Origin of the sequence: Glycomyces paridis (assembly GCF_004912155.1) — a bacterium.
GTDB classification, from domain to species: Bacteria; Actinomycetota; Actinomycetes; order Mycobacteriales; family Micromonosporaceae; genus Glycomyces; species Glycomyces paridis.
This window is the reverse complement of the sequence record NZ_STGX01000010.1, coordinates 1-26165: the sequence shown is the minus strand read 5'-3', so window position 1 is coordinate 26165 and position 26165 is coordinate 1. Positions and strand designations below refer to the sequence as shown.

The 26165-nt window shown below is 70.8% G+C and carries 18 protein-coding genes and 1 tRNA gene; 8 read left to right on the top strand and 11 right to left on the bottom strand.

The window, feature by feature from the left end:
• Both E9998_RS25370 and E9998_RS14120 read left to right on the top strand, forming a co-directional pair.
• The coding region (locus E9998_RS25370) for a hypothetical protein (protein ID WP_204745440.1) at positions 1–380 on the top strand (380 nt) is incomplete at its 5' end.
• Between the two features lie 449 nt (positions 381–829).
• Positions 830–1891, top strand: coding sequence for a hypothetical protein (locus E9998_RS14120; protein WP_136530352.1), 1062 nt, complete (start codon positions 830–832; stop codon positions 1889–1891).
• A gap of 68 nt (positions 1892–1959) precedes the next feature.
• Here the strand turns inward: E9998_RS14120 and E9998_RS14115 are convergent.
• The 6 genes from E9998_RS14115 to E9998_RS14090 form a co-directional block, all read right to left on the bottom strand.
• A tRNA-Thr gene (locus tag E9998_RS14115) sits at positions 1960–2035 on the bottom strand.
• A gap of 270 nt (positions 2036–2305) precedes the next feature.
• Positions 2306–4273, bottom strand: coding sequence for a hypothetical protein (locus E9998_RS14110; protein ID WP_136530351.1), 1968 nt, complete (start codon positions 4271–4273; stop codon positions 2306–2308).
• 540 nt (positions 4274–4813) lie between these two features.
• Entirely contained in the window at positions 4814–7396 is a 2583-nt protein-coding gene (locus tag E9998_RS14105; RefSeq protein WP_136530350.1) for an Hsp70 family protein, read from the bottom strand.
• 216 nt (positions 7397–7612) lie between these two features.
• Positions 7613–8620, bottom strand: coding sequence for a 23S rRNA (guanosine(2251)-2'-O)-methyltransferase RlmB (rlmB, locus tag E9998_RS14100; protein WP_136530349.1), 1008 nt, complete (start codon positions 8618–8620; stop codon positions 7613–7615).
• 86 nt (positions 8621–8706) lie between these two features.
• Positions 8707–10104 carry a cysteine--tRNA ligase gene (gene cysS, locus E9998_RS14095; protein ID WP_136530348.1) on the bottom strand — a complete coding sequence of 466 codons (1398 nt, stop codon included), beginning with the start codon at positions 10102–10104 and terminating at the stop codon, positions 8707–8709.
• 486 nt (positions 10105–10590) lie between these two features.
• On the bottom strand, positions 10591–12318 hold the full coding sequence (locus tag E9998_RS14090; RefSeq protein ID WP_136530347.1) for a choice-of-anchor I family protein: 1728 nt from the start codon (positions 12316–12318) through the stop codon (positions 10591–10593).
• Positions 12319–12577: 259 nt separating this feature from the next.
• Here E9998_RS14090 and E9998_RS14085 point away from each other — a divergent pair, with 259 nt between their 5' ends.
• Both E9998_RS14085 and E9998_RS14080 read left to right on the top strand, forming a co-directional pair.
• On the top strand, positions 12578–13528 hold the full coding sequence (locus E9998_RS14085; RefSeq protein WP_192907095.1) for an ATP-binding cassette domain-containing protein: 951 nt from the start codon (positions 12578–12580) through the stop codon (positions 13526–13528).
• On the top strand, positions 13521–14294 hold the full coding sequence (locus E9998_RS14080) for an ABC transporter permease (RefSeq protein ID WP_136530345.1): 774 nt from the start codon (positions 13521–13523) through the stop codon (positions 14292–14294). The genes E9998_RS14085 and E9998_RS14080 overlap by 8 nt, the downstream gene beginning before the upstream one ends.
• A 100-nt stretch (positions 14295–14394) precedes the next feature.
• On the opposite strand, the gene E9998_RS26775 is transcribed toward E9998_RS14080, so the two are convergent.
• The 5 genes from E9998_RS26775 to E9998_RS14055 form a co-directional block, all read right to left on the bottom strand.
• Complete coding sequence (locus E9998_RS26775; RefSeq protein ID WP_136530344.1) at positions 14395–15852, bottom strand: LPXTG cell wall anchor domain-containing protein; 1458 nt, start codon at positions 15850–15852, stop codon at positions 14395–14397.
• A gap of 317 nt (positions 15853–16169) precedes the next feature.
• Positions 16170–16808, bottom strand: coding sequence for a nucleotidyl transferase AbiEii/AbiGii toxin family protein (locus E9998_RS14070; protein ID WP_158299804.1), 639 nt, complete (start codon positions 16806–16808; stop codon positions 16170–16172).
• Positions 16808–17314: a helix-turn-helix transcriptional regulator gene (locus tag E9998_RS14065; protein ID WP_136530342.1), complete on the bottom strand. Its 507-nt coding sequence runs from the start codon at positions 17312–17314 to the stop codon at positions 16808–16810. Before E9998_RS14065 ends, E9998_RS14070 begins: the two co-directional genes overlap by 1 nt.
• 94 nt (positions 17315–17408) lie before the next feature.
• Positions 17409–18473, bottom strand: coding sequence for an aspartate-semialdehyde dehydrogenase (locus E9998_RS14060; RefSeq protein ID WP_136530341.1), 1065 nt, complete (start codon positions 18471–18473; stop codon positions 17409–17411).
• 2 nt (positions 18474–18475) lie between these two features.
• A complete protein-coding gene (locus tag E9998_RS14055; RefSeq protein WP_136530340.1) occupies positions 18476–19741 on the bottom strand; it encodes an aspartate kinase in 1266 nt (421 codons plus the stop codon).
• 129 nt (positions 19742–19870) lie between these two features.
• Between E9998_RS14055 and E9998_RS14050 the strand changes: the two genes are divergently transcribed.
• The 4 genes from E9998_RS14050 (at position 19871) to E9998_RS14035 (ending at position 24658) form a co-directional block, all read left to right on the top strand.
• Complete coding sequence (locus E9998_RS14050) at positions 19871–20656, top strand: hypothetical protein (RefSeq protein WP_136530339.1); 786 nt, start codon at positions 19871–19873, stop codon at positions 20654–20656.
• A gap of 144 nt (positions 20657–20800) precedes the next feature.
• The gene (locus tag E9998_RS14045; RefSeq protein WP_136530338.1) at positions 20801–21379 is read left to right on the top strand and encodes a nitroreductase family protein; all 579 of its coding nucleotides are present in this window, start codon (positions 20801–20803) and stop codon (positions 21377–21379) included.
• A gap of 209 nt (positions 21380–21588) precedes the next feature.
• The gene (gene leuA / locus E9998_RS14040; protein WP_240037618.1) at positions 21589–23292 is read left to right on the top strand and encodes a 2-isopropylmalate synthase; all 1704 of its coding nucleotides are present in this window, start codon (positions 21589–21591) and stop codon (positions 23290–23292) included.
• Between the two features lie 412 nt (positions 23293–23704).
• Entirely contained in the window at positions 23705–24658 is a 954-nt protein-coding gene (locus tag E9998_RS14035; protein ID WP_204745439.1) for a hypothetical protein, read from the top strand.
• Positions 24659–26165 lie beyond the last annotated feature (1507 nt).

Sequence of the window (26165 nt, the reverse complement as noted above, 5' to 3'; positions counted from 1 at the left end):
CCGGCTCAGAGGATGATGCACGCTGCGCCATCGTCGATCCCGTCGGCGAGCCGCCCGTGCGCCTCGGCTTCGCGCACGAGGCCACCGAGACGCAATGGACCATCACCTGCGCCCCGACCACCGACCTCGGCTGGATCGCCGCCGCCCTCACCGCCCGACTCCCCAACGCCACCAAGCGAACCGCCACCGGCGCCAAGCGCCGCCTCCTGTCCGTGAAAATCCCACGGCTCCCGCTTGACGAGCAACGCCGCCGCGGTGCGGCCTACGCCCGCCTCGAAACGCTCAGATCCTCACTCGCGGCAGCGGAAACGGCCACAGCAGCACTCGCGGCCGCAACGGCAGCAGGCCTGGTGTCGGGAACGGTCCGAGCGGAAAACTGAACGCCCCCCCCTCCCCGCAATGCAGGCCGACGGACTCCACCACCCACGGACATCGGCATGCCCCGGGCACGGCCCCCAACTCCACGGCGTAACCGCGAACCACCTGGTATTCAGGCGCCTGACCACCAGCCGTACCCAGCGGCTCGGCCTCGCGGCGGTCCCCGCCCCCTCCTCCGGCAGGGCCGCACCGGAGCTGAAGCCACAGGCCGCCACTGGAGGTGCGCCGAACCGCCGGAAGCGATCGAGTCCGACCGATTCGGGACGGCCGCGCCGCTCACCGCCACGGCAAGGCCCGGATACGCAAGATTCCTCCCCGACCGCCGCTGCCGCATCAGTTGTCGCACGAGCGCGTCAACGCATTGGCGATCGCAATGAGCCCTTCGCCGCCGACGCATGGTCGAGACTTCCTACCCTCGGAACGGTTCGCACACCCCCAGCGAGAGTCCGCCATGAACCCAGACCCCGCCCCCGAACCAGAGCCGACAATCGAGCCCGAAACCCCTTCTGGGCCCGAACCCGAGCCGGACCCAGAACCGACCCCTGATGCAACCTCGCCCCCGGGCCCGATCTCGGCGCAGGCCGCCGTCCGAACCCAGCCCGAAGACTCCGCTCCGCCTTCGGCCCGAGCTCCGGTCCCCGACCAGGCTGCCGCTCCGACTCCGACTCCGGCCACGGAACCCGAACGGGCGCGGGCGCCGTGGCAGATCGTCCTCGGCGTCGCGGCCCTGTGGTTCTACGTCGTCGTGGGCATCGGGTACGCCGCGTACAACGCGATCCTGGTCCGGATCAGCTTCGACTCTGCCGCTGGCCGACACTACGGCGCGCTCAGCCTCTTCCTCGCGGTGCCGAGTGTCGTGCTCGCGCTGGTCGTCGGCATCCTCGCCGTGAAGCTCTGGACCGGCAGCGAATCGGCCCGGCGAGCGCTCCTGATCGGCGGGACGATCGTGCTCGGTTTCGCCATCGTTGAAGCGGAGCTCGGCGACGGGTACCTGCTCGCGTTCTCGATAGTCCTGGTGGCACCGATCTACCGCCTCCTGCCCACCGCTGCGGCCCGGGCCTGGTGCGACCCGGCATCGGACAGCCACAGCTCCCGCATCGCGCCGGGCCCCGCCGCCCCGTATGCCGTGGTCATCACGCTCGCCGCGCTCTGGATCGTGGCCGGCATCCTGCTGTACACGAGTTTCTTCGCCCTCACGATGCTGAGCGCGGACCTCAGCGACTACATCGACGGCGCCTCGGCCGCCACGTTCCCGCTGTTGGGCGTGGCCTTCCTGTCCGCGCTCCACCTCGTGTTCGCCGCAGCCCTGACCGGACGCTCGAACTTCGGCCGCATCGGCACCATCACCCTCATGTCGCTCTACGCGGCGGCGCTCGGTGCCGTCGCGGTCCTGGCGATTCCCACCGAAGGCTTCGAAACCTGGGCCACCAGACTCGCCCTCGCCCTGATCCCACTGGCCTTCACCTGGGCCCTCCTGACCGGCCCGGCCCGAACCTGGTGCCAACGGACGTAGCGAGCCGCCAACCGCACCGACCGCCTTACGACACGAAAACGCCCGGCCAAAGGCCGGGCGAAAGGTGTTGGAGCCGCTGACAGGATTCGAACCCGCAACCTACGCATTACAAGTGCGTTGCTCTACCGTTAAAGCTACAGCGGCTGGTCAGCGCGGCACTACCCGCGCGACGACCTCGATACTACTGGATCGCGGCCCGCACCGAGAAATGGCCGAGCTCACACTCCGCATGCCATCGGCCACCCGTCGTCCCGACCCGCCGGTATCGGCGGGGTCATGGAGTACTCCGAGCCGCTGCGGGAGATGCTCCGGCACCGAGCGCAAGTAGGCGGCCCGTCCTTTTGGACGGGCCGCCTACTTCGGTTTGCTTCTGAGGGCGGTTCCTGGCCGCCTTGAGAAACCGTGCGTCTGGGTTTACTTGAGGCCGTAGGCGCGGATGACGGTGTTGGTCACTTCGGTGCCGTTGTCGGCGAGGGCGGTGGTGCGGATGGAGACCCACTTGGCTTTGCGGGGGTGGCGCAGTTCGGCGGTGGCGGTGTCGCCGTCGCGGTCGAGATCGACGGCCTTCCAGGTCGCGCCGTCGTCGTAGGAGACCTCGAAGGTCATGTCCTCGGCGTGGGCGACGGGGCCGTACTCGTCGGTCCGCATTTCAAGGGTGACCTCTTGGCAGGCGCGGCGGTCGCCGTAGCCGCCTGCGAGGTCGTCGGCCGCGAGGACCACGTACGGGAAGGCGAGGCGATCGAACTCGCCTTCGGGCATCGATTCGGAGTCGAAGCTCCAGGAGGAGCTCACCGAGGTACCGAAGTCGACGGTGGTCGGGGCCTGGGCGAGCTCGGTGGTGAAGGTGTAGCGGCCCGCGTCGCCCGCGGGGAGTTCGGTGAACGCGCTGTCCCAGTAGAAGTCGTAGCCGTCGGCGGAGGCGAGGAGCTCGCCGTCGCGGGTCAGCTCGTAGCCGCCGAGGGCGCCGATGAGTTGCAGGGACTCGTCGTTGGCGCCGCCGACGGGCGTGCCGGCGAAGAAGAACTCGGTGCCGGAGTCGGTGCCGCGAGTGGCGTCGACGGGACCGCTGGAGAGGCCACCGTTGGGGATCGTCCGGGCGGTCGGGCCGGGCTCGAAGGACTCCTCGTAGGAGGCCACGAAGCCGTCGGTCATCTCGCCGTCCGCGTCGCGCAGGCCGGCTCGAAGGCCGTTGTCCCAGGTGATCTCGGGGTCGGCGGTGTAGTACATGGTCCGCTGCGAGGGCACCGGGGTGTCGACCAGACGGCAGTAGCCCATGCCGATCTGGCCTTCGGTGAGGTCGCCGTAGCCGCAGGTCTGGCCGTCCACGGGAGTGCCGAGGTCACGGTAGTCGGCGGCCAGCACGGCGAGGTCGTCGTCGGCCGGAGCGAAGGCGGTGTCGGCCGGGTAGCCGCTCGCGTCGTGGAAGGCGAGGTTGTAGACGTACGGGTCCGCGGCGCCTTCGGGAGAGGCGAGGACCGGCTGGTAGATGAAGCTGCGCTCGAACTCGGGGAGGTCGGGTTCGGGGAGCAGGAAAGCGTCGTCGTTCGGGCCGAGGTAGGTGCCGTAGCCGAGGTTCGCGTCCGCGCTTTCGGCGCCCATGTAGAAGGCGGCGTTGAGGAGTGCGGCGTCGGACTGCTCGACCTCGACGCTCACCGGGCGCGCGTCGGCGGCCTCGACGAGGAGTTCGGTGACGTCGTCGTCGGTGACGGTCACCGGGGTCATGCCGATGGTGGTCTCGCCGCGCCGGGTGTCCGTGGCGTCGTTCCAGAAGCCGGTGACGATGACGTAGTCGCCGGGCGCGAGCGCCTCGGAGGCGCCGCCGTTCTCGTCGATCTCGATCGAGCCGAAGTCGGAGCCGTCGCGGGCGGCCCACAGGACCCAGGCGCCGTCCGGGGCCTTGCCGGCGCGGGTACGCAGGTCGAGGTGGAACTTGCGGAGGTCGTCGGCGGCGAGGGTGGTCGCCGGGAATGTGTCGGGGACGAGCCCGGCGTAGGCGCGTTGGTCCAGTTCGGACTCGGTGAGGGCGGCAGCGTCGGTGTGGTCGCCGCGCAGGAGTTCGGAGACGTTGTAGCGGCGCGGGTCCTCGTCGCCGGCGGTGATGGCCGCGACGCGGTCGGTCGGGACGACGACGAGATCGCCGCTCGGCGAAGGCGGCGTGAGGAAGGAGGTCCCTTCGCGGCCGGGTGCCGGCTCGATGCCGGCGGTGCCGTTGGGGAGCAGGGTGATCCGGTCGCCGGTGGGGAGCACGACCGATTCGGGGAGGTGCTCCCCACCGGGCGGGACGTCCTGAGGGGCCGCCGAGGCGGCCTGCCCCAGGGCGAGCAGTGAGCCGGCCGCCAGTGCGGCGGCGGCTGCGGCGCTCGCGAACCTGGTCTTACGCATAGGGAATCCCCTTACGGAAGGTTCGAGCGGGTCGGTCGACCCACTCGGTTCCAAGGCGCATTGGAGGATTCGAAAGGTTGCATACTTGGTATGTATTTCTGCGGGCACTCGCGGTCATGAGGAGCCGGAGCCGGACTCGTTGCGGCACCGGAGGTGTGGGCGGCGCCGGGCACGTTCGGAGAACGCCACGGGCGAGCGGTTCGGTTGCAGGCGCTCGGAAGGCGGCAGGTGGGCTGCGGCACGCCTGCGGCGGCCGTATCGGGCGTACTCCCGGGCGGCACGGACTTCCTGGCGGTGCTCCCCACCGGCCCCGTGCGCCGAGCCCTCGGCGCCGTGGCCACCCTTGCGGGTGGGGCCGACTCGCGATGCGAGCGGCGCACCCGCTCAAAGTCGCGGTGCTCGCAATGGGCCCCGCGCGGCGTTCCTCGGCACCGTGGCCACCCACGCGGTGCGGACGCAACGCGCGTTGCGATCGGCTCGGCCGTGACGCGAAGGGGCGCCCGGCCGAGGCCGGGCGCCGCTTCACGTTGCAAGAGCGGGTTACTCGTCCCTGATCGCGTAGACCTGCATGCCCTCCGCCGTGAAGCACGCAAGGCGCGTGTCGGAGGCGCCGCAGGTGAAGACCTCGAGGTCGGTGCGCAGGGCGGTGCGGGAGCCGTCGCGGCCGAGGCCGATGACGCTGCCGGGGGTGGAGAGGAACGTGCCGCCTTCGGGCCAGGAGAGGGCGCTGCCGCCGTCGACGGCCTCGAAGCCCTCCTCGGCGAGGTTGTTCTCCACGGCCTTGAAGTTCTTGTCGTACACCTGGGTCCGCAGGTCGTCGCCCTCGTAGTACTCGACCATGAGGCGGTCGCCGATCGGGTCGACGCCGCCGAACTCGCCGTCGTCGAAGGTGTGGACGATCTCCTCGGCGTCGGCGTCGTAGACCTGCCAGTGGTAGGCGCTGGTGGCCTCGGGCGCGAGCTCGGCGACGCAGATCAGCGCCTCGCCGCACGCGGTCATCGTCTCGATCTCCGCGTCCTCGACGTCGACGGAGACCTCCGCGGCCCGCGCCAGGTCCTTGTCGATGTCGTAGACGTTGATCTCGTAGCCGGACTCCTTGTCGACGGCCACGTACAGCAGGCCGTTCCAGGCGAAGTACCGGTCGTCGACGGTCTCCAGCTCCTTCTCGGCGACGGTGTCGCCCGATTCGAGGTCGTAGACGTGCAGCATGTTGTCGCTGGTGAGCACCCAGAGGCGGCCGTCGCCGTTGCTCGGCGTCGAGGGCTTGCCGAGGTCGTCGGGGTTGCCGACGAGGCCCCAGGAGGCGATGGTGACGCCGTCCTCCTCGTCGCCCAGCGTCCAGTCGGCGACCGGCGCGCCGTCGGCGTCGAAGACCTCGATCACGGTGCCGCCGTAAGGGGCGATGACGAAGAGGTCGCCCGAGCGGGCGGCGTCGCGGCCGGAACTGGTGCGGGTGTTGACGGTCTCGCCGGTCTTCCAGTCGAGGAAGTAGTAGCGGTACTCGACCGCGCCGCCGCTGGCCTCGACCTCCTGCGAGAACGCGATGAGGTCATCGGAGACGTAGAACTTGTCCTCCCAGCCGTCGCCGGGGAACACCTTGTCCTCGTCCCAGAGCGGCTCGCCGGTGGCGGTGTCGACGGCGCGGAGGTGCATCTCCTCGCCATCCTGGTTGCTGGAAGTGGCTGCGGTGTAGGCGAACAGGGCCTTGTCGTCCCAGACGCGGACCTCGTAGACGCCGCTGTTGCCTTCGGCCGCGAACGGGATGGCGGCGCCGACCTCGGTCAGCTCCTCGGCGAACGGACGCTGCTTGTACGGGTTGGTGAGCCACCACCAGCCGAGCGGGAGCGCGACGGCGAGCACCGCGACGGCCGCGATGATCGCGATCCACTTCGGACGAAGGCGGCGCTTGGGCTTCTCGGGCTCGCCGCGGCGCAGCTGCATCGTCTGGTCGGAGCCGGGCGTGACCGGCGGCAGGCTCCCCGAGTGCATGTGCGGCGCGGTGGGCGACTGCGGCGGCGTGGCCATCGGCGCGGGCGGCGTCACCGGGGCGGTGCTCGTCAAGGCCAGCGCGGCGCCCTCGCTCACGGGCAGTTCGGGCTGCTCCAGGACCGTCGGCGCGATGCCGAGTCCTTCATGGAGCATTTTGGCGACCATGGGCATCCGGCTGGAGCCGCCGACGAGGAACAGGCCGGTGAGGTGTTCGGGGCGGCGGCCGGTGAGGCCGAGAACGCGCTGGGTCTCGCCGACCGCGCGGGCGAGGAGCGGGCGCGAGATCTGGTCGAGCTCGCCGCGGGTGAGGTGGAGGGACTGGGCCATGTCGGGGACCGTCACGGGGGCCACGGAGGAGCGCGAGAGCATCTCCTTGGCGGCGCGGACCTCGTCCCACAGTTCTCGGCGGTTGCGCATTTCGCTTGCGCCGCTGGGCTGTTCGAGGCGCTTCCAGATCTCGGGCTCGCGCTGCCGTACGGTCTCGCCGATGTGGGCCACGAGGGCGGCGTCGAAGTCGAGGCCGCCGAGGTCGTGGAGGCCGCCGTCGGCGAGGACGCCGAAGGAGCCGTCGCCTCGGCGTTCGAGGACGGCGATGTCGAGGGTGCCGCCGCCGAAGTCGAAGACGGCGAGGGCCTGGCCGGGCGTGAGGGGCTGGGCGAGGCGGGAGGTGTAGTAGTGGGCGGCGGCGACGGGTTCGGTGAGGATCTTGACGGGCCGGTAGCCGGCCTGCGCGGCGGCGTCGTGGAGGGCGGCGCGGCGCTGCTCGCTCCAGGCGGCGGGGCAGGTGAGGACCGCGTTGGGGAGGTGGCCCACTGATTCGACGGCGGTGCGGGCGACACGGGCGAGGATGGCGGCGAAGGCGGCCGTCACGGGGATCTCGCGGTCGCCGAGGAGGAGGGTGCCGTCGCTGATGCGCTGCTTGGGGTTGGGTTCGAAGCGCTCGGGGGCGGTCGAGGCGAGGCGCTCGGCGTCCTTGCCGGTGTGGATCGTGCCGGCCTGGTCGAGGAAGACCGCCGAGGGCATCACCGGGGAGCCGTCGAACAGCAGCGGCCTGGTGCGGCCGTCGGGCCAGACCACGACCGCGACGGTGTGCGAGGTACCGAGGTCGACGCTGAGCAGGTAATCAGCCGGCATGTGGGTGCAGCTCCGGGGGCTAGGGCGTGCGGGTCCGTTTCAGATTAATCCCGCGGGGCGACAAGCGCGGGTACGGGATCACCCATTGTGGCGGCCGCACGGCAGGAACGGGGGACGCAGGCCCGCCGGACCGCCCGGCTCGTTGCCTCGACTGAGCCTGCGCGGACGCCGTGATCCTATAGGATATTTCCTATAGGATCACGGCGCGTAAGGGCCTTAGCGACGCTGGCGTTGGACTTCGGCGAGGACCACGGAGGCCGCGACCGAGGCGTTGAGGGACTCGACCTCGCCGCCGATCGGGATGCTCACGCGGTGGTCGCAGGTCTCGGCGACGAGGCGGGAGACGCCCTTGCCCTCGTCGCCGACGACGATGAGCAGCGGGTCGGTGGCGACCGGGAGGTCGTAGACGTCGACGTCGCCGCCGCCGTCGAGGGCGACGGTCATGAACCCGGCCTGCTGGCAGGCCTGGATCGTGCGGGTGAGGTTGACGACCTTGGCGACCGGCAGCCGGGCCGCCGCGCCCGCGGAGGTGCGCCAGGCCACGGCCGTGACGCTCGCGGCGCGCTTGGAGGGGATGATGAGCCCGTGGCCGCCGAACGCGGCGGTCGAGCGGATGATCGCGCCCAGGTTGCGCGGGTCGGTGACGCCGTCGAGCGCCACGAGGAGCGGCGCGGTGCCGGAGGTCTTGCTGATCTCGACGAGGTCTTCGAACTCGGCGTACGCGTACGGTTCGATTTCGAGGCCGATGCCCTGGTGGAGGGCGTTCTTGGTCCGGCGGTCGAGGTCGCGGCGGGCGAGCTCCTTGATCGGGAGGTCGCGGTTGCCGGCCAGGCGCACGGACTCGGCGACGCGGTCGTCGAGGTCGGTGCCGAAGGCCACGTACAGGGCGGTGGCCGGGACCTTGGCGCGCAGGGCCTCCAGGACGGGGTTGCGGCCGAGGATGAGCTCGGCCTCGTCGCCCCGGCGGCGCTCGGTCTGCTTGGGCTTGACCTTGCCGATGTTGGTGGTGCGGCCCTCGGAGGCGGCCTTCGTGCGCTCCTTGGCCTGCTTCCACTGGGTCTTGCGGGGCTTGTCGTCGCCGGTGTAGGACTTGTGCCAGGGGCGGTCCTCGGCCTTGAGGGTGCGGCCGTGCCCGGCCAGGCCCTTCTTGCCGCCGCCGGAGCCGATCTTGGGCCCGGCCTTGGAGGTCTTGCGGCGGTTCGGGTGTCCACCCTTGGTGCTCATCGGTTCAGGTTCCCCAGGTCGTCGTTCGTTGCGGGCGGCGTCGCCCTACGGATCGGGCCTCGGATCTCGGGCGCGCGGCGCGACGCCTAATCCACAGTCCACACGGGACCGCGAGGCGTGTCCTTGACGGTGATGCCGGCGTGCGCGAGCTCGTCGCGGATGCGGTCGGCAGCCGCGTAGTCCTTGCGGGCCCTGGCCTCGGCGCGCTGTTCGAGCGCGATCTTCACCAGCGCGTCCACGGCGCCGGTGAGCTTCGCGTCACCCGGGTCGTCCCAGTGCGGGTCGAGCGGGTCGAGGCCGAGCTGGTCGAGCATAGCTCGGACGCCGGCCCCGATGCGGGCCGCGGCGGCGTCGTCGCCGGCGTCGAGGGCCGCATTGCCCTCGCGGGCGGCGTCGTGGACGACCGCGACGGCCGCGGGTGTGTTGAGATCGTCATCCATCGCGGCGGTGAACTCGGGCGAGAGGGCGCCGCCGATGGTCGTCTCCGCGCCGAGCGCCTCCGCCGTACGGTGTACGAAGTTGGTGAGGCGGTCCCAGGCGGCCTGCGCCTCGCCGAGGGCGGCCTCGGAGAAGTCCACGGGCGAGCGGTACTGCGCGCTGGTCAGGTAGTAGCGGATGTCGACGGGGCGGAAGCCCTTCTCCCCCAGGGCCTCCACGCTGAGCGTGTTGCCGAGGGACTTGCTCATCTTCGTGCCCGAGAGGTTGAGCATCCCGTTGTGCACCCAGAAGTTCGCGAACCCGAGCCCGGCCGCGCGGGACTGGGCCAGCTCGTTCTCGTGGTGGGGGAACATGATGTCGGTGCCGCCGCCGTGGATGTCGAAGGCGTCGCCGAGGTAGCGGCGGGCCATGGCGGAGCACTCGATGTGCCAGCCGGGTCGGCCGGGGCCCCACGGGGAGGTCCAGGCGGCGTCCTCGGGCTCGCCTGGCTTGTGCGCCTTCCACAGGCCGAAGTCGCGCGAGTCGCGCTTGGCGCCGGACTCGGCGCTGGAGAGCATGTCCTCGGGGCGGCGGTGCGAGAGCTCGCCGTAGGCGGGCCAGGAGGACACGTCGAACCAGACGTCGCCGGCCTCGGTGACGTAGGCGTGGCCGCGCTCGACGAGGTCGCCGATGAGGTCGGTCATCTGCGTGATGTGGCCGGTCGCGCGCGGCTCGTAGGTGGGCGCGATGACGCCGAGGGCGTCGTAGGCGGCGGCGAGCACGCGCTCGTTCTCGTAGGCGATCGCCCACCAGTGGCGGCCCTGCTCCTCGCCGCGCACTAGAATCTTGTCGTCGATGTCGGTGACGTTGCGCACGTAGGTGACGTCGTAGCCGGTGCGGCGCAGCCAGCGGATGAGCACGTCGTACGAGACGCCCGACCGCAGATGGCCGATATGGGGCGGGCCCTGAACGGTGAGGCCGCACAGGTAGACGCCGACATGGCCGGGCTTCCGGGGCTGGAAGTCGCGAACGGATCGGGTGCCGGTGTCGTACAGTCGCAGGCTCACCCGCCAAGTCTAAACAACCAGGCCACCCCCGCCCCCCGCCGATCCCCGCGTGTCCGCGCCCCGAAGCGCCCGGAGGAACCCGAAGGCGCCCCGGCGGCGGTGTGGCCCGGGAGAAATGTCGGACCCCCGACGCACCCTTGTATCGGGGGCCCGAAACGCGGCACGCGAAGGCTTCGGCCGCGCCCGGAAAACGACGGGTCTCGCGGCGGCCCATCACGAATCGAGCGCGAGCCCGCCCCTAGTCGGCGGCCGCATCTCGCGGTTCACCCGATCGTGGGGACCGGAATTGTCGTACCCGCCGGGCACCCTCGTATCGGGGGCCCGGAGCACTGGCCGCTTCGGCGTTGCCCCTGCCTTGGAAGCGCCCGCGCCCTTGTGATCTCCCCCCGGGCGCGGCGAAGCCGCGGCACCGTTCCGGGTGCCGCGGCTTCGCCGGCGGCGGTGTGGGCCGCCGCCTTCCTCGCAGTCTTCGGTCGTGCTGCGCCGTTAGGCGGCGCGGCGGCGCATGAGGATGAGGGCGCCGCCCGCCACGGCGAGCACTGCGGCGGCTCCGACGAGGAGGCCCGTGGCGCCCGAGCCGGTCTCGGGGAGGGCTTCGCCGCCCGATTCGCTCTCGCTCGGGTCCTCGCCGTCGCCGGCGAGGCCGTCGGCGACGTCGTAGAGGGTGGTGGTGCCGGAGATCTCGTTGCCGACCACGATCATCGCCCGCCCGGTCGGCGAGTCGGCCGCCGCGACGAACTTGATGCTCTCGGGCCCGAGGTCGCCGGCGTCGCCCTCGCCGGGCGCGACCGCGAAGTCCCGCGCGGTCACGTAGTCCACGAACACCGAGGCGGCCGGGTCGGTCACGTCGTAGACCATCACGCCGCCCTGGCGCTCCAGGCCGATGAACGCGTAGGTGCGGTCGCCGACCGCGCCCACCGCCACCGCCTCGGGCTCGGGGCCCTTGTCGTCGGAGCGGTCGTCGAAGTCGTTGGACTCGTTGTCGGCGTTGAAGAACTCGGCGTAGTCCGCCGCCAGGAGCGTCTCGAAGTCCGAGCCGGAGTCGAACACCAGCTCGCCGTCGGCCGACCAGATCGAGAACGACCGCCCGCCGAAGGAGTACAGCCCGTCATAGCAGCCCGCCTCGGTCTGACCGAGCGTCGAGGTCACCTTGAGGCGCCCCAGCGCCTCCTTCGACTGGAGCTCGGCGAGGTCGTAGCCCGCGAACGCGTCGGCGCACAGCTCCAGGTCCTCGACCCGGGCCTCCTCGGAGTACTCGCCCCACTCGCGCACGTCGCCCTCGTTGGCGGTGACCAGGAACGTCTCGCCGCCGGCCTCATAGGTCGCGATCGTGTCCGGCAGGTACAGGCCCTGGACCGGCCACGACCCGATCGACACCGCGTCGTCCTTGTCGGAGGCGTCGAGCTCGTTGCCCGGCGCCGAGTGATCCTTCGTCCCCAGCGCGTGCACGTCCACGACGGCCGCCGAAGCCAGGTCGACCACCGCGATCGCGTTGTTCTCCTGGAGCGTCACGTAAGCGGTCGCGTCGTCGGGCATCGCCACGTACTCCGGCTCGATCCCCGCGGCCACGTCCTCGGGGTCGGGCCCGAACACGCGGAAGCCCTCCGGCAGGTCCTTCGCGCCCGACGCGTAGGCCTCGAAGTCGGCCGTGCGCACCTCGTGCGTCTCTGCGTCGATCACCGACACCGTCCCGTCCGGGTCCACCGCGTAGTCCTCGGAGGGCTCGCCCTCGTTCGCGACCACGATGTACCTCCCGCCGGGCGAGAACGCGAGGCTGTCGGGCAGCGAACCGACCTCGACCCGGTCGAGGAACGCGCCCTCGGTGTCGAACAGGGCCACCCAGCCCGCACCGGTCTTGTCCGGCGCCTCGACCGCGACGGCCACCAGGTCGCCCTGCACCGCAACGGAGTTGGCGACCGCGCCGTCCACGCCGATGGCGTCGGCCGCGTCGATCGAGAAGGCCTTGACGGGCGCGGCCGGGTCGGCGACGTCGAGCACGTCCACCACCGCGGCCTCGGCGTTCACGGTGAACACCCGCTGCGTCAGCGGGTCGTAGGCGACGATCTCGGCGGCCCCGGCGGCGAACGCGCCGGACTCGTAGGTGCCGAGAGGCGTCACGGTGAGGGCGGGTTCCTGGGCCGCGGCCGGGACGGCGGGGATTGCGAGGGCGGCGATACCCAGGGCCAGCGGGGGAACGAGCAGGCGCTTGAGCACGGTGCGGTTCCTGTCTTCAGTTGGGGACGGGAGGGAACGGCCCCAGTTCAGCGACCCCAGACGACCCGCGCCGAAGCGCCCGGTGAACCGCGCGTGAACACCCGGGCGCGAATCGGCCCGGTAGTACCCAGGTACCGCCCCCGCCCCGAAAATCCTCCCTGAGCAGGACCCCGCATCCGTCCTTGAGCAGATGTGGCGGCCCGCAGCGCCGCCTTACACTGACCTCGTCCCCGCCCGATCCCCCCAGACAGGAGCCCCCTTGATCACCGCGACGGGTCTATACAAGCGCTACCGCAAGACGGTGGCCGTAGACCGACTCAGCTTCGACGTCAGGCCAGGCGTCGTCACCGGCTTCCTCGGCCCCAACGGGTCCGGCAAGTCCACCACCATGCGCCTCATGCTCGGACTCGACCACGGCGAGGGCCAGACCCTCTTCGACGGCGAGCGCTTCAGCGACATCCGCCGCCCCATGAACAAGGTCGGCACCCTCCTGGAGGCCAAGCCCTTCCACCCCACCCGCACCGCGCGCAACCACCTGCGGATGCTCGCCAGCGCCAACGGCGTCGGCGACAAGCGCGTCGACGAGGTCATGGAGCTGGTCGGCCTCGGCACCGTCAAGCGCAAGAAGCCGAAGGGCTACTCCCTGGGCATGGCCCAGCGCCTCGGCCTCGCCCAGGCGCTCCTGGGCGACCCGCGCATCCTGCTGCTCGACGAGCCCACGAACGGCCTCGACCCGCACGGCATCCACTGGATGCGCGACATGCTCAAGCACCTCGCCTCCGAGGGCCGCACCATCTTCGTCTCCAGCCACCTGCTCTCGGAGATGCAGCTCATGGCCGACGAACTGGTGGTCATCGGCCGCGGCACGATGATCTTCAACGGCGTCGTGGACCAGTTCGTGCGCGACTTCACCCAGTCCACGGTGATCGTCCGCGGGCCCGAGGCGGCGGGCTTCGTCCCGGCGTTGGAGGGCGCGGGCGCCGAGGTCGCGAAGGGTAAGGACGGCGAACTCGTCATCTCCGGCATGGAGATCGGCGCGGTCGGGCACCTGGCGTTCACCGAGAACGTGGAGCTGTCCGAGCTGTCCACCCGCTCCGCCTCCCTGGAGGAGGCGTTCATGTCCGCCACCGGCTCCACGGAGGAGTTCGTCGCGGCCGAGCCCCCGACCGCCCCTGCTACCGAGAAGGCCGACGGTGCCGACAATGCTTGATGCCCTTCGTTACGAGTGGACGCGGCTGACGACGCTGCGTTCGACCTACTGGCTCACCGGCATCGGCGTGCTGTGCGCGCTGGCGATCCCGGTGATCGCCGGGTTCGCGGCGGGCGGCGACCCGATCGACGCCGAGATCACGGCCATCATGCTGAACGGCGGCGCGGCGTTCGGGATTCCATTCCTGGCGGTGTTCATGGCGATCATCGGGATCTTCGCGACCGGGCACGAGTACCGTCACGGGACGATCCAGCCGACGTTGACGGCGCTGCCGCAGCGCTCGCGGCTCATCATGGCGAAGCTGCTCGTTGTCGCGGTGGTGACGGTTGTGGTGACGCTGGTGTCGATGGCGCTGAACGCGTTGGCGATCGCGATCTTCTGGGGCGAGGTTCCGGGCCTGTTCGAGGACCCGCTGGCGTCGGCCCTGCTCGGGTACTTGGTGTACACGCTGGTCTACACGCTCGTGGGTCTGGGCCTGGGGCTGCTGTTCCGGGGCGTGCCCTCGGCGCTGGTGGTCATCTTCCTGATGCCGCTGATCATCGAGAACATCATCTTGGGGCTGTCGTTCCTGCCGATGGCGGACTGGCTGGTGCCGGTGGTGAAGTTCCTGCCGTTCAGTTCGGGCGCGCGCCTGTTGGCGATCGAACCGATGGTGATCCCCGACTACGACCTCTTCGGCCGCTGGGGTTCGGGCGGGGTGTTCGCGGTGTTCGCGGCGCTGATCGTCACGGCCGCTTGGATTCTGTTCAAGAAGCGCGACGCGTAGTTCATAGGCGAAGAGGCGGGCCCCGGAGTGTTCCGGGGCCCGCCTCGTGCTTTGCAGTGCCGTTATGCGCTATGTCGTGCTGTGTCGTGTCGCGGGAGGCCTACCAGGTTCCGGCGGCGCGGCGGCGCATGACGTAGATGACCGCTGCGCCCGCCACGGCGAGTGCGGCGGCCGCGGCGACGGCCACGGTCAGGGCCGAGCCGGTGGTGGGCAGCTTGCCGCCGCCGGCGACCGGGGTGGTGGTCTCCTCGCCGGGCGGCGGGGTCTCGGCGCAGGCCTCGGCGTCGTATTCCCAGGTGTAGCTCTCGAAGAGCTCGTCGTCGATGTAGACGTCGACGGTGAGCCCTTCGTTGACGACGTCGATGCCGCCGAAGAAGTTGTCCCCGGGGTTCATGGTCATCTCGAGGCTGTCGCCGTCGCTGGTCTCGAAGCGGACGTCGACGGGGGTGCCGCCGTTCTGGACGGCGGTGTTGAGGAACTCGTAGGCGACGCCGTCGCATTCGGACCAGAGGCTGCCGGTGAGGTCGGAGTAGGCGATGCACTCGGCGTCGTAGTCCTCGAAGGTGAAGGCCTGCTCGCCTTCGGGCCAGGTGACGGCGATCGACGGTTCGGTCGAGCCGTCGTAGGCGACGAGGGGGTAGAGCTCCAGCGGCGCGTCGCCGGGGGCGAGGGTGTGGGTCTCCTCGCCGGCGGCGGTGGTGACGGTGAAGTCGGTGGTGATGCCGTTCTCGGGCACCGAGAGGACGATCTTGAACTCGACGCAGTCGGCGACGATGCTCACTTCGGCGAGGCCGACGCAGGCGGTGCGGTAGTCGTCGAGGACGAGGCCGGTGCTCTCCTCGTCCCAGTTGACGTCGATCCAGGGGTCGTCGCTGCCGCGGTCGTAGTCGATCGGGACGGTGACGGTCTTGGTCTCGCCGGGGGCGAGGGTGTGGGTCTCCTCGCCGGCGGCGGTGGTGACGGTGAAGTCGGTGGCGCGCCCGTTGGCCGGCACTTCGAGGAGGACGGTGAAGTCGGTGCAGGTGGCGGTCACGGAGGCCGCGGAGGGTTCGAGGGTGCACTCGCCGAGGAGGACCTTGTCGGAGAAGCCGAGGGTGGCGCCGACGGCGAGCTTGCCGGAGGTGGTGGCCCAGACGGTCGGGGCGACGAGCCGCACCCACGAGGTGTCGCCGGGGAGGACCTGGATGCCGGTGAGGTCGCCTTCGCCCGCGCGGGGCACTTCAGTGTCCTGTTCGAGGGTCGCGCCGGACTCGAAGTCGGGCTCGTGGAACTTCCACGGCTTGTCGCCCTCGGTCTGGTAGCCGATGGGGAGGGTCTTGTGGTCGTAGGACCGGTCGGTCTCGGTGGTGTCCTCCAGGTGCCAGGTCACGTGCCATTCGCCGGCCTTGCATTCGGCCTCGCCCCACACGTCGGTGGTGACGTTGAACCATTTGCGGTCGCCGTCGAAGTGGCTGCCCGTCGCCTGGGCGGGGGCCGCCGCGGCGGCGGCCGCCGCGAGGCCGAGGGCCGCGGCGGCGAGGAGCGCCGCGATCCGCTTGAGGGTGTGTCTGGGTTGCACGTCGTCTCTCCGGTAGGGGGATCTGCGAAAAGGAGGGCGGCGGCCGCGTCTTCACGCGGACCGGGTGAGGGGTGGTCGCCCCGGACCGGGCGGCCGCCGCCCCTCCTGGCTGGGCACTATCTGAACGCGAGAGCGAATTCGCAGGTTGCACAACGATTCTGCAACGCTCCAAGTGCCGGTTTTGCTCCTATGTGGCGCTCGGACGAATGCGGCGCCACACCCCTGAACCGCCCCCGACCCGGCCCATCCGGGGCATTCGGCGCGCAACGCGAAGGCGGCCCGGAGCGTTCGCTCCGGGCCGCCTCGTGGTCGGTCGTCTACTCGGCTTCCAGTTGCGAGGCCCAGTCGCCGAAGTACTCGCGGAGGCGCGGCACCGCTTCGGCGGCGAGCGGGAGTTCGGTGTCGTCGAGGCGTTCGAGCATCCGCATCATCGAGGCGAGCACCGCCGGATCGAACCCCGGATCGATGTCGGCGGCGCGGCGGAGCAGCTCCGATCGTCCGAAGCGCTCGGCCAGCAGGTGCACGTCGGCGAAGTCGCGGGGCTCCGCCCGCCCGAACAGCGCCAGCAGCTTCTGTCCGGCCAGCTCGAGCGGGTCGAACGCGGGCCCCACGGCGGTGGCGACGGTGGGAAGCCGCGGAGGCGCGTCGACGGCGAGGTCGACCAGGATCTCGTCGTCCATGCCGGTCAGGTGCATCCGGCAGAAGGTCGAGACCGCTTGGATCACCGCGGTCTTCCAGCCTCGTTGAGCGGCGGCGTCGGCGAGCGCCTGGGACGCTTTCGCAACAGCGTCAGGCTGTTGCGCGGTGAAGAAGTCGAGGTCGTCGGTGGGCCGGTCGATGAGCCGCTGGGCGAGGAGCGCACCGCCGCCGGCGAGCACGAAGCCACGGCTCTCGGGAAGCGTGAAGAACAGGCGCAGTGTCGCGGCCTGGAGGTCGGTGAGGCCCGCCCCGGCCACTATCGGTCCCCTCCGCGGATCAGGGGCGTCCAGGCCTCGCGGATCTCGCGCGGCAGGACGAGTTCGTCCCACAGGTCGGCGAGGAGGAGGCCGTCGACGTATTCGAGGAGGTCCGCGGGGAGGCCTTCTCGCAGGACGATCGCGTAGACGCGCGCCCGCTGGCGCCGTTCGGCGAGGTCGAACACGCGGCCGCGATCGGACCAGTTGAGGTGCAGCGGCAGCCTGACCTGCGCGAGAGCGGCGGCGGCGGGAAGCCGCGGCAGGTGGTCGGGCACGTGGAAGGGCCGGCCGCGAGCGGTGCTGTGGACGCTGAAGCGGATGCGCGGCTCGATCGCCAGCTCGAATCCCGCGGCTTCGAGGATGCGCTGGGCCGTGGTCATGGTCGGTGACTTCTGCCCGTGCTCGTACGCCGACAGGGCGGGCCGGGAGGTCTTCGCGAGCTGCGCCAGTTCGGCCTGGCTCAGTCCCGCCGCGTCCCTCGCCTTCCGGATGAGGTCGTCGGTCATCGCACCCCCTTGGTGGTATCCGATCAGATACCTCAAGTGTAGGCCAACGCGAAGGCGGCCCGGAGCTGATGCTCCGGGCCGCCTCTCGGTTCGTCTATGCCGCTTCGAGTTCGCGGCGGACGAGGTCGGCGGTCTCGATGGAGTTGAGGGCGGCGCCCTTCATGAGGTTGTCGGCGACGACGAAGAACTCCAGGGAGTTGGGGAAGTCGATGGACTGGCGGATGCGGCCGACCTGGGTGCCGGACTTGCCGACCGAGTCGGCGGGCATCGGGAAGACGCCGTTGGCGGGGTCGTCGACGAGGTCGACGCCCTCGGCGGCGGCGAGGACGCGGTGGGCATCGGCGACGGTGACCTCGCGGTCGAAGGTGGCGTGGACGACCTGGGAGTGGCCCACGGCCACGGGCACGCGCACGCAGGTGGAGGCGACCTTGAGGTCGGGGAGGCCGAGGATCTTGCGGGACTCGTTGCGCACCTTGAGCTCCTCGGAGGTCCAGCCGTCCTCCTTCCAGCCGCCGACCTTGGGCACGATGTTGAGCGCCAGCGGCGCGCCGAACGGCGCGTCGAACTCCTCGCCGAGGACCATGCGCAGGTCCGAGCCGGCGGTGCCGAGCCCCTCGACGCCCGCGACCTTCGCCAACTGCGCGTACAGCGCTTCGAGGCCTTCCTTGCCCGAGCCGGAGGCCGCCTGGTAGGAGGCGACCGACATCGAGACGAGCCCGAAGTGCTCGTTGAGCGCCGCGAGGGTCGGGATGAGCGCGAGGGTGGTGCAGTTGGCGTTCGCGATGATGCCCTTGGGGCGCACGCGCGCGGCCTCGGGGTTGGCCTCGCGGCACACCAGCGGCACGTCGGGGTCCATGCGGAAGTGCCCGGACTTGTCGATGACGACGACGCCCTTGGCGGCGGCCACCGGCACCCATTCGGCGCTGACCTCGTCGGGCAGGTCGAAGTGGGCGATGTCGATGCCCTCGAAGACGTCGGCGTCGAGCGCCCGCACGGTCAGGACCTCGTCGCCGACCTCGAGCTGCTTGCCCGCCGAGCGGGCCGAGGCGACGAGGCGGACCTCGCCCCAGTTGCCGCGTTCGGCGGCGATGAGGCGGCGCATGATGGTGCCGACGACGCCGGTGGCGCCGACGATCGCGACGTTGAGCTTGCGTCCCATGCCTATCGCCCCGTTCCGGCGTACACGACGGCCGCTTCGTCGCCGCCGAGCTCGAACTTGTCGTGGACGGCGCGCACGGCCACGTCCAGGTCGGTGTCGCGGCAGACCACGGAGATGCGGATCTCGGAGGTGGAGATGATCTCGATGTTCACCCCGGCGTCCGCGAGCGCCTGGCAGAAGTTCGCCGTCACGCCCGGGTGCGAGCGCATCCCGGCCCCGACCAGGGAGATCTTGCCGATGTGCTCGTCGTAGATGAGCTTCTCGAACCCGATCGCGTCCTGGTGGCGCTTGAGCTCGCCGGTGGCCTTGGGCCCGGACTCCTTGGGGAGGGTGAAGGAGATGTCGGTGTGGCCGTTCCCGGCGATCGACACGTTCTGCACGATCATGTCGATGTCGACCTCGGCATCGGCGATGACCTGGAAGATCGCGGCCGCCGCGCCCGGCTTGTCGGGCACGCGGGTGACGGTGATCTTGGCTTCGTCGCGGTCGTGCGCGACGCCGCTGATGAGTGCCTGCTCCACGGAAAGCTCCTCCATGTTGCCCGACACGATCGTGCCGGTCTTGTTCGAGTACGACGAGCGGACGTGCAGCGGGATGCCGTAGCGGCGGGCGTACTCCACGCTGCGCAGGTACAGGATCTTCGAGCCCGACGCGGCCATCTCCAGCATCTCCTCGAAGGTGATGGTGTCGAGCTTCTTCGCGTTCGGGACGATCCGGGGGTCGGCGCTGAACACGCCGTCCACGTCCGAATAGATCTCGCACACGTCGGCCTCGAGCGCGGCGGCCAGCGCGACCGCGGTCATGTCCGAGCCGCCGCGGCCGAGGGTGGTGATGTCCTTGGTGTCGGGGCTGACGCCCTGGAAGCCCGCGACGATGGTGATGTAGCCCTCGTCGAGGGCCGAGCGGATGCGCCCGGGGGTGACGTCGATGATGCGGGCGCCGCCGTGGACGGCCGTGGTCAGCATCCCGGCCTGGGAGCCGGTGAAGGACCGGGCCTGGAAGCCGAGGTCGTTGATCGCCATGGCGAGCAGGGACATCGAGATGCGCTCGCCGGCGGTCAGGAGCATGTCGAGCTCGCGCGGTTCGGGGACGGGCGAGACCTGGGAGGCCAGGTCGACCAGCTCGTCGGTGGTGTCACCCATGGCGGAGACGACGACGACCACGTCGTCGCCCCGCTTTCGCGTGGCGACGATCCGCTCCGCCACGCGCTTGACGCGTTCGGCATTCTCGACCGATGATCCGCCGTACTTCTGCACGACTAGCGCCACGGGTTCCACCTCACTCGCTCATGTCTCGGGTGTCACGGGGCCGCCTCGTTGCGGGCGGCCATGTCACCTTAACTGCGCATACCGGTGTGTCGCCAGGTCGTTCTGGGTGATGGGACAGAGAATCGGGCCGTGGCACACACTTGGGGCAAGTCAGTGGCGGCGCTCACGCTCGTCTGCGCGGCGGTGGCGGGGTGCGGGACGGCGACGGCCGTGGACGAGCCGGGGGAGGCGCCGCGGCGCGTGAGCGCGCAGGCGACGCTCATCGGGCGGGTCACCAAGGCGATGGACGCGACGTTCACCGCCGAGTACGCGTGGTCGGAGGGCGGCACGGTCACGGTCTGGGCGGCCGAGGACGGGACGTGGCGCGTGGACGTCCCGGACTGGGCGCTGGGCGGCACGGTGGACGTGACGGTGGCGTGGACGACCGGCGGGTTCTTCCAGTGCGCGGCGGGCCGGTGCGTGAAGCTCGCGGGGATCACCGGGGAGATCCCCGCGAAGTACGACCCGCGGGTGCAGCTGCCGTTCGTGGAGTGGCTGCCGCAACTGCTGGACCGGCAGCTGCCGTTCAACGTCGCCCAGGACGGCGACTGCTTCACCCTCACCGCGAACACGGTCGTGGTCGACACGCCGATGCCGGGCGGGGAGTGGTGCCTGGACGACGCGGGCACGATCCTGTCGGTCGCCTCGAAGGACTTCGGGACGCTGGAGTTGACCGCGCCGCCCGCGGAGGCGGTCGCGACCGTGGAGCTGCCGGGCGATCCGAGCGACGCCGATCCGTTGGGCGCCAAGGCGCCTCCGGAGCCGAGCCCGTCGGTGGACCCGTCGGCGACGCCGTCGCCGGGCGCTTCGGCGTCGCCGGGGGCGACCCCGTCCCCGTCCGAGGACCCCTCACCCTCCGGCGGGACCGGAGAGTAAGGAAGGCGACACGAGGGGTCGTTCGCGGGGCGGTTCGTGGCACCATGAACGGTGGCGCCGCCGCGAGTCCGGCCCGCGGCCGCGCCCGGCCGCCGCCTCCCGCGGCGCCGCACGCCGCAGGACGGACTCTCCGAAGGACTTCGCATGACCGCTTCCATCGACCGCCACGCCCAGACCGCGGCGCCGATCCACCCGCTGCTGGCCTCGCGTCACTCCACCAGGGCCCTCGCCCCGGACGTCGACCTCACCGACGCCCAGGCCGCCGCCTTGATCGAGGCGGCCCGCTGGGCGCCGAGCGCGGGCAACACCCAGCCGTGGCGGTTCCTGCTCGCGCGGCGCGGCACCGGCGAATTCAAGCGCGTCCTCGACTGCCTCAACCCCGGCAACCGCGACTGGGCGGGCACCGCCTCGGCGCTGCTGGTCGCCGTGCGCACCGACGCGAACGAGCGCGGCCCGCTCTCGCACGCGATGTACGACCTCGGCCAGTCGATGGCGCACCTGACGTTCCAGGCGCTCGCGGAGGGGCTCACCGTCCGGCAGATGGCCGGTTTCGACGCGGCCGCGCTCGCCGACGAGTTCGGCCTGGCCGCGCCGCTGGTGCCGACCACGGTGGTCGCGATCGGCGTCGCCGGCGACCCCGCCGACCTGCACGAATCCGTGTCGGGACCGGACCGGGCCGCGCGGGTGCGCCTGTCGGTCGACGAGCTGCTCATCCAGCCGTAGCGGCCGCCTCCTGGGACCGGCGGTCCCAGGATTCGGGCATCGGTGTCGACCGGTGCGGCCGGCCGGGTGTAGGCTCGGCGGGTCATGCGGAACACGATGCTCCTTACGTGCCGCGGCGGGGCCAACTAGGTCGGCTCCCTCGCCGCGGGTTCTGTCATGCCGGCTGGCTCAGGCAATCACTGCTAGATCACCAGACCACAGGAGCATCCGTGACTTCGTCCTTCGCAGACCGCGCCAAGCGCTACCAGTCGTACCACTCCCAGTTCACCGTGTCGCTGCCCGACCGCACGTGGCCGGACAAGGTCGTCGAGACCGCCCCCGTCTGGTGCGCGGTGGACCTGCGCGACGGGAACCAGGCCCTCATCGACCCGATGACGCCCGACCGCAAGCGGAAGATGTTCCAGCTGCTGGTCGACATGGGCTACAAGGAGATCGAGGTCGGCTTCCCCTCCGCGTCGCAGACCGACTTCGACTTCGTGCGGATGCTGATCGAGCAGGACCTCATCCCCGAGGACGTCACGATCCAGGTCCTGACGCAGTGCCGCGAGCACCTCATCGAGCGGACCTTCGAGAGCCTGCGCGGCGCCAGACAGGCCATCGTGCACTTCTACAACTCGACCTCCACGCTCCAGCGCCGCGTCGTGTTCGGCCTGGACAAGGACGGCATCACCGACATCGCCACGCAGGGCGCGCGCCTGTGCCTGAAGTACGCCGAGATGCACACCCCCGACACGGCGATCCGCTACGAGTACTCCCCCGAGTCCTACACCGGCACCGAACTGGAGTACGCCGTCGAGGTGTGCGCGAAGGTCGCCGAGGTCATCCAGCCCACCCCCGAGTGGCCGCTGATCCTGAACCTGCCCGCCACCGTCGAGATGGCCACCCCGAACGTGTACGCCGACTCGATCGAGTGGATGCACCGCAACCTGCCGAACCGCGAGTCGATCGTCCTGTCGGTCCACCCGCACAACGACCGCGGCACCGGCGTCGCCGCCGCCGAACTGGCCGTCCAGGCCGGCGCCGACCGCGTCGAGGGCTGCCTGTTCGGCAACGGCGAGCGCACCGGCAACGTCTGCCTGGTGACCCTGGGCATGAACCTGTTCAGCCAGGGCGTCGACCCCGGCGTCGACTTCGGGAACATCGACGAGATCAAGCGCGCCGTCGAGTACTGCAACCAGCTGCCCGTCCACGAGCGCCACCCGTACGCGGGCGACCTGGTGTACACCGCGTTCTCCGGTTCACACCAGGACGCGATCAAGAAGGGCTTCGCCCACCTGGAGGCCGACGCGGCCGCCGCGGGCGTCGACGTCGACGCCTTCACCTGGGGCGTACCGTACCTGCCGATCGACCCCAAGGACGTCGGCCGCAACTACGAGGCGGTCATCCGCGTCAACTCGCAGTCCGGCAAGGGCGGCGTCGCCTACGTCATGCAGAGCGAGTACGGCTTCGACCTGCCCCGGCGCATGCAGATCGAGTTCAGCCAGGCCATCCAGCGGCACACCGACGCCTCCGGCAAGGAGGTCTCGACCACCGAGATCCACGAGGGCTTCCGCCGCGAGTACCACCCCGACTACCAGCCGACGCCGCGCCTGGTCGTAGAGGACCACACCACCGCGCACGCCGCCGAGCAGCTGACCCTGGACGCCCAGATCGTCCTCGACGGCGTCGAGCAGAAGATCTCCGGCACCGGCAACGGCCCGCTCTCGGCCTTCACCGACGCCCTGACCTCCGTCGGCGTCCACGTCGAAGTCCTCGACTACGCCGAGCACGCCCTGTCCGCCGGCCAGCACGCCCAGGCCGCGGCCTATGTGGAGTGCGCCATCGACGGCAAGACCGTCTGGGGCGCCGGGGTGCACCCGAACATCGTCCTCGCGACGATGCGCGCGGTCGCCAGCGCCTACAACCGGGCCTGAACACGTCGCCGGCGCACTGCGCCGGCGAGGCCGCCCGGTCCACCGACCGAACCCGCGTCTACAAGGGACACGCCCACGAGGCGGCCCCCCGCGTGCCCGCGCCACCCGCGCGGCACCGCACCCGCCCGCACCGACTCCGGCGACCCGTCGAAAGTCCGGCGCGAGGCGACGACGCGGCAGCGACCGAAGAGAGACCCGCTGGGGCGGGCCGCGTGACGCGGCCCGCCCCAGCGGCGTCGCAGGCGTGGCTGTCACAGGCGACGCGGTACGAAGCTATGGGCGCGGCGGGCGATTTCGAACGCTCTGTGTCGCAGGCGGCCAGTACCGTCGGTGCCGGAGCACCTGGCCCCGACGGACGAACGGAACGGTCTTGCCCTTCACCACACCCCCACGGCCCCTTGACTTCGCGGCGATGTTCCCCGAGCTTCGCCCGCTCGCGCGGCCAGGCGTGCGCCTGCACCCCCGCGAGGGCACGCCGACCGCGCGCGCATCCTCGATCGGCGGCCCGCTCCTGTGGCCCGCCGCCGAACCCTGGCCGACCTGCACCGAACAGCACGACGACAGCGAGTCCGAACCGATCGAATACGTCGTCGCACTGCGCACCTACTACGCCGACCGCGACGCCCGTATGGCCGCGAAGGAGGCGATCGACTGGGACGTCGAGCGGCTGATCCCCGACCGCATCAAGGCGGCGCACCCGCTCCAACCCGGCTTCGACCCGGCCGCGCCCTCTCCCCTGATCGCCTACGCGCAACTGCACTACGCCGAGGTGCCGGGCCTGCCGTGGCCCGAGCGCTTCGACCTGCTCCAGGTGCTGTGGTGCCCCAGGGACCACCCCGACATCGACAGCCCGTACTCGCCGGCGTTCCAGTTGCGCTGGCGCCGAATGGAGGGCCTCGGCGACCTCGCCGCCGAACCGCCGCTCCCGGCGGTCTGCTTCGAGGACTACCTGCCGAACCAGTGCACCCTCGCCCCGGAGGCGGTCACCGAGTACCCACAGCTGGAGGACCTGCCCCAGGCGCTGGCGTCGCGCATCCGCGCCGTCGAGGACGACGAGGGCGCCGACATGTACGGCTGGGACTTCGCCAGGGCGCCGGGAAACAAGGCGGTCGGCCACGGCGGCACCTGGGGCATCATCGACCCATTCCCGGTGCTGTGCGAGTGCGGCGCTGAGCAACTGCCGCTGCTCACCGTCGATTCGGGAGAGTCGGACGGCGGCGACGGCTCTTGGCGCCCGATCGAGGACGCGGGCCGCGACCGGCGATTCCAGAACCCGACCGGCATCACGGTGGGCCGCTCCAACAAGCTCCAGCTCTACTACTGCCCGGAGAGCGAGAACCACACGAACCGCACGGTCATGTTCTGATCGACCGCAACGCATCCCCGGGCGCGGCACCCGGAATCACACCGGCTCTTCGACCGCCGAGTCGAGATCCGATGAGACCCGCGACGAGCATCGCCGCATCGACGCATCCCGACTCCCATTGGGCTGCTTGGGTTTCCATGTGATTGACCGTTCCGGTCGGAGGCACACCGCCGGTCGGACTCGGTCGGGGTTCAATCGGTCAGCGACGGAGCGGCAGTGAGAAGAATGAAGGGTGCACCGCCGCAGCCAGCCCTCCGGCCCCTGCAACCCGCACGAACCGGCCCGGCCACGCACCTCATGCACCCGATTCGATCCGGGCGCGGCCCGCAACTTTCGAACCCACTCGGCCTGACCTGCTACTCCGGCAACCTAACCCACGCAGTACAACGGCCGAAACGACCCGACCGAGTTCGCTCTGGGCCCTTAGGCTCCCAATCCGACCCGACCCGACCACGCTCGACCCCAAGCTTCGGCCCGGTCCTCGGTTTGCCAGCAGATCCGAAACGGGCCGCGCCCCGGGGCTGGTTCTGCGCCGGGTGCCTCGGCCGGTGGGACAGTGGCGGCGGGGTCTGGTGGCCGGAACCCGAGGTTAAGGCGAGCGGCGACAACGAGCTGGATGGTTCGTGCGGCGGCAACGCCGGGGTCGGGTCAGTTTCACCCGGCCTCAAAGCGGGCGGCGACAACAAGCTGGTCGGCTGGTGCGGGAGCGCTCTAGTGGCCGGGTTGCCTCGGCCTGGGGTGGCGGGTTCGTCTCGCTACTGGACTGGTTGCGCCGCTTCAGATCAGATTCCTTCAGCCCGCTCGACTAGCGAGTCTCGGGCCGGTTCGCCCGACCCCGCCACTGTCGCTTCGCCGCGCTCGACCACTCCGGTCCGCTGGCCTCGTCCGGCGCCCTCTCGCTTCGCCCGCGCTATGCCCCAGCCGCGCCGCTTCGCCGCACCCGGTGAAGGCCGTACCGCTTCGCACTGCCGACCCGCGCCGCTTCGCCCTGACGGCGACGCTGCCTGAGCTGCTGCCGCGAGTGTCGGTGCTGCGCCCGCCTTCGCCACCGCGACCACCACTATCACCAGTGTTAGTCGCCGACCCGATTCGGACCCACCCGGCCCGACCCGCTTCGATGCGGCCCGAACCGATCCGGCCGGTTTCGGTTCCGACCCGATCCGGCCCGACCCGCTTCGGCCTGGCCCGATCCGATCCGACCCGGCCCGACTTGCTCGGAACCGACCCGGCTCGGCCTGCTTCGGTTCGGTCTGGCCCGCTTGGCCTGACCTGCTCCGGCGCAACCTGATCCGACACGTTTCGCTCCGGCCCAATCCGACTCGATCCGATCCGACCAACCCGATTCGGCCGGTTTCGGTTCGACCCGGTCCGCTTCGGCTCACTCCAGCCCGGTCCGCTCCGGTCCGACCTGCTCCGGCCTGGCCCGATCCGATCCGGTTCTGTCGGGCGCCTGTGGCGCACGATGCCGTACCAGGTCGCATTCGGTCGTACCGATAGCGCCGATGGT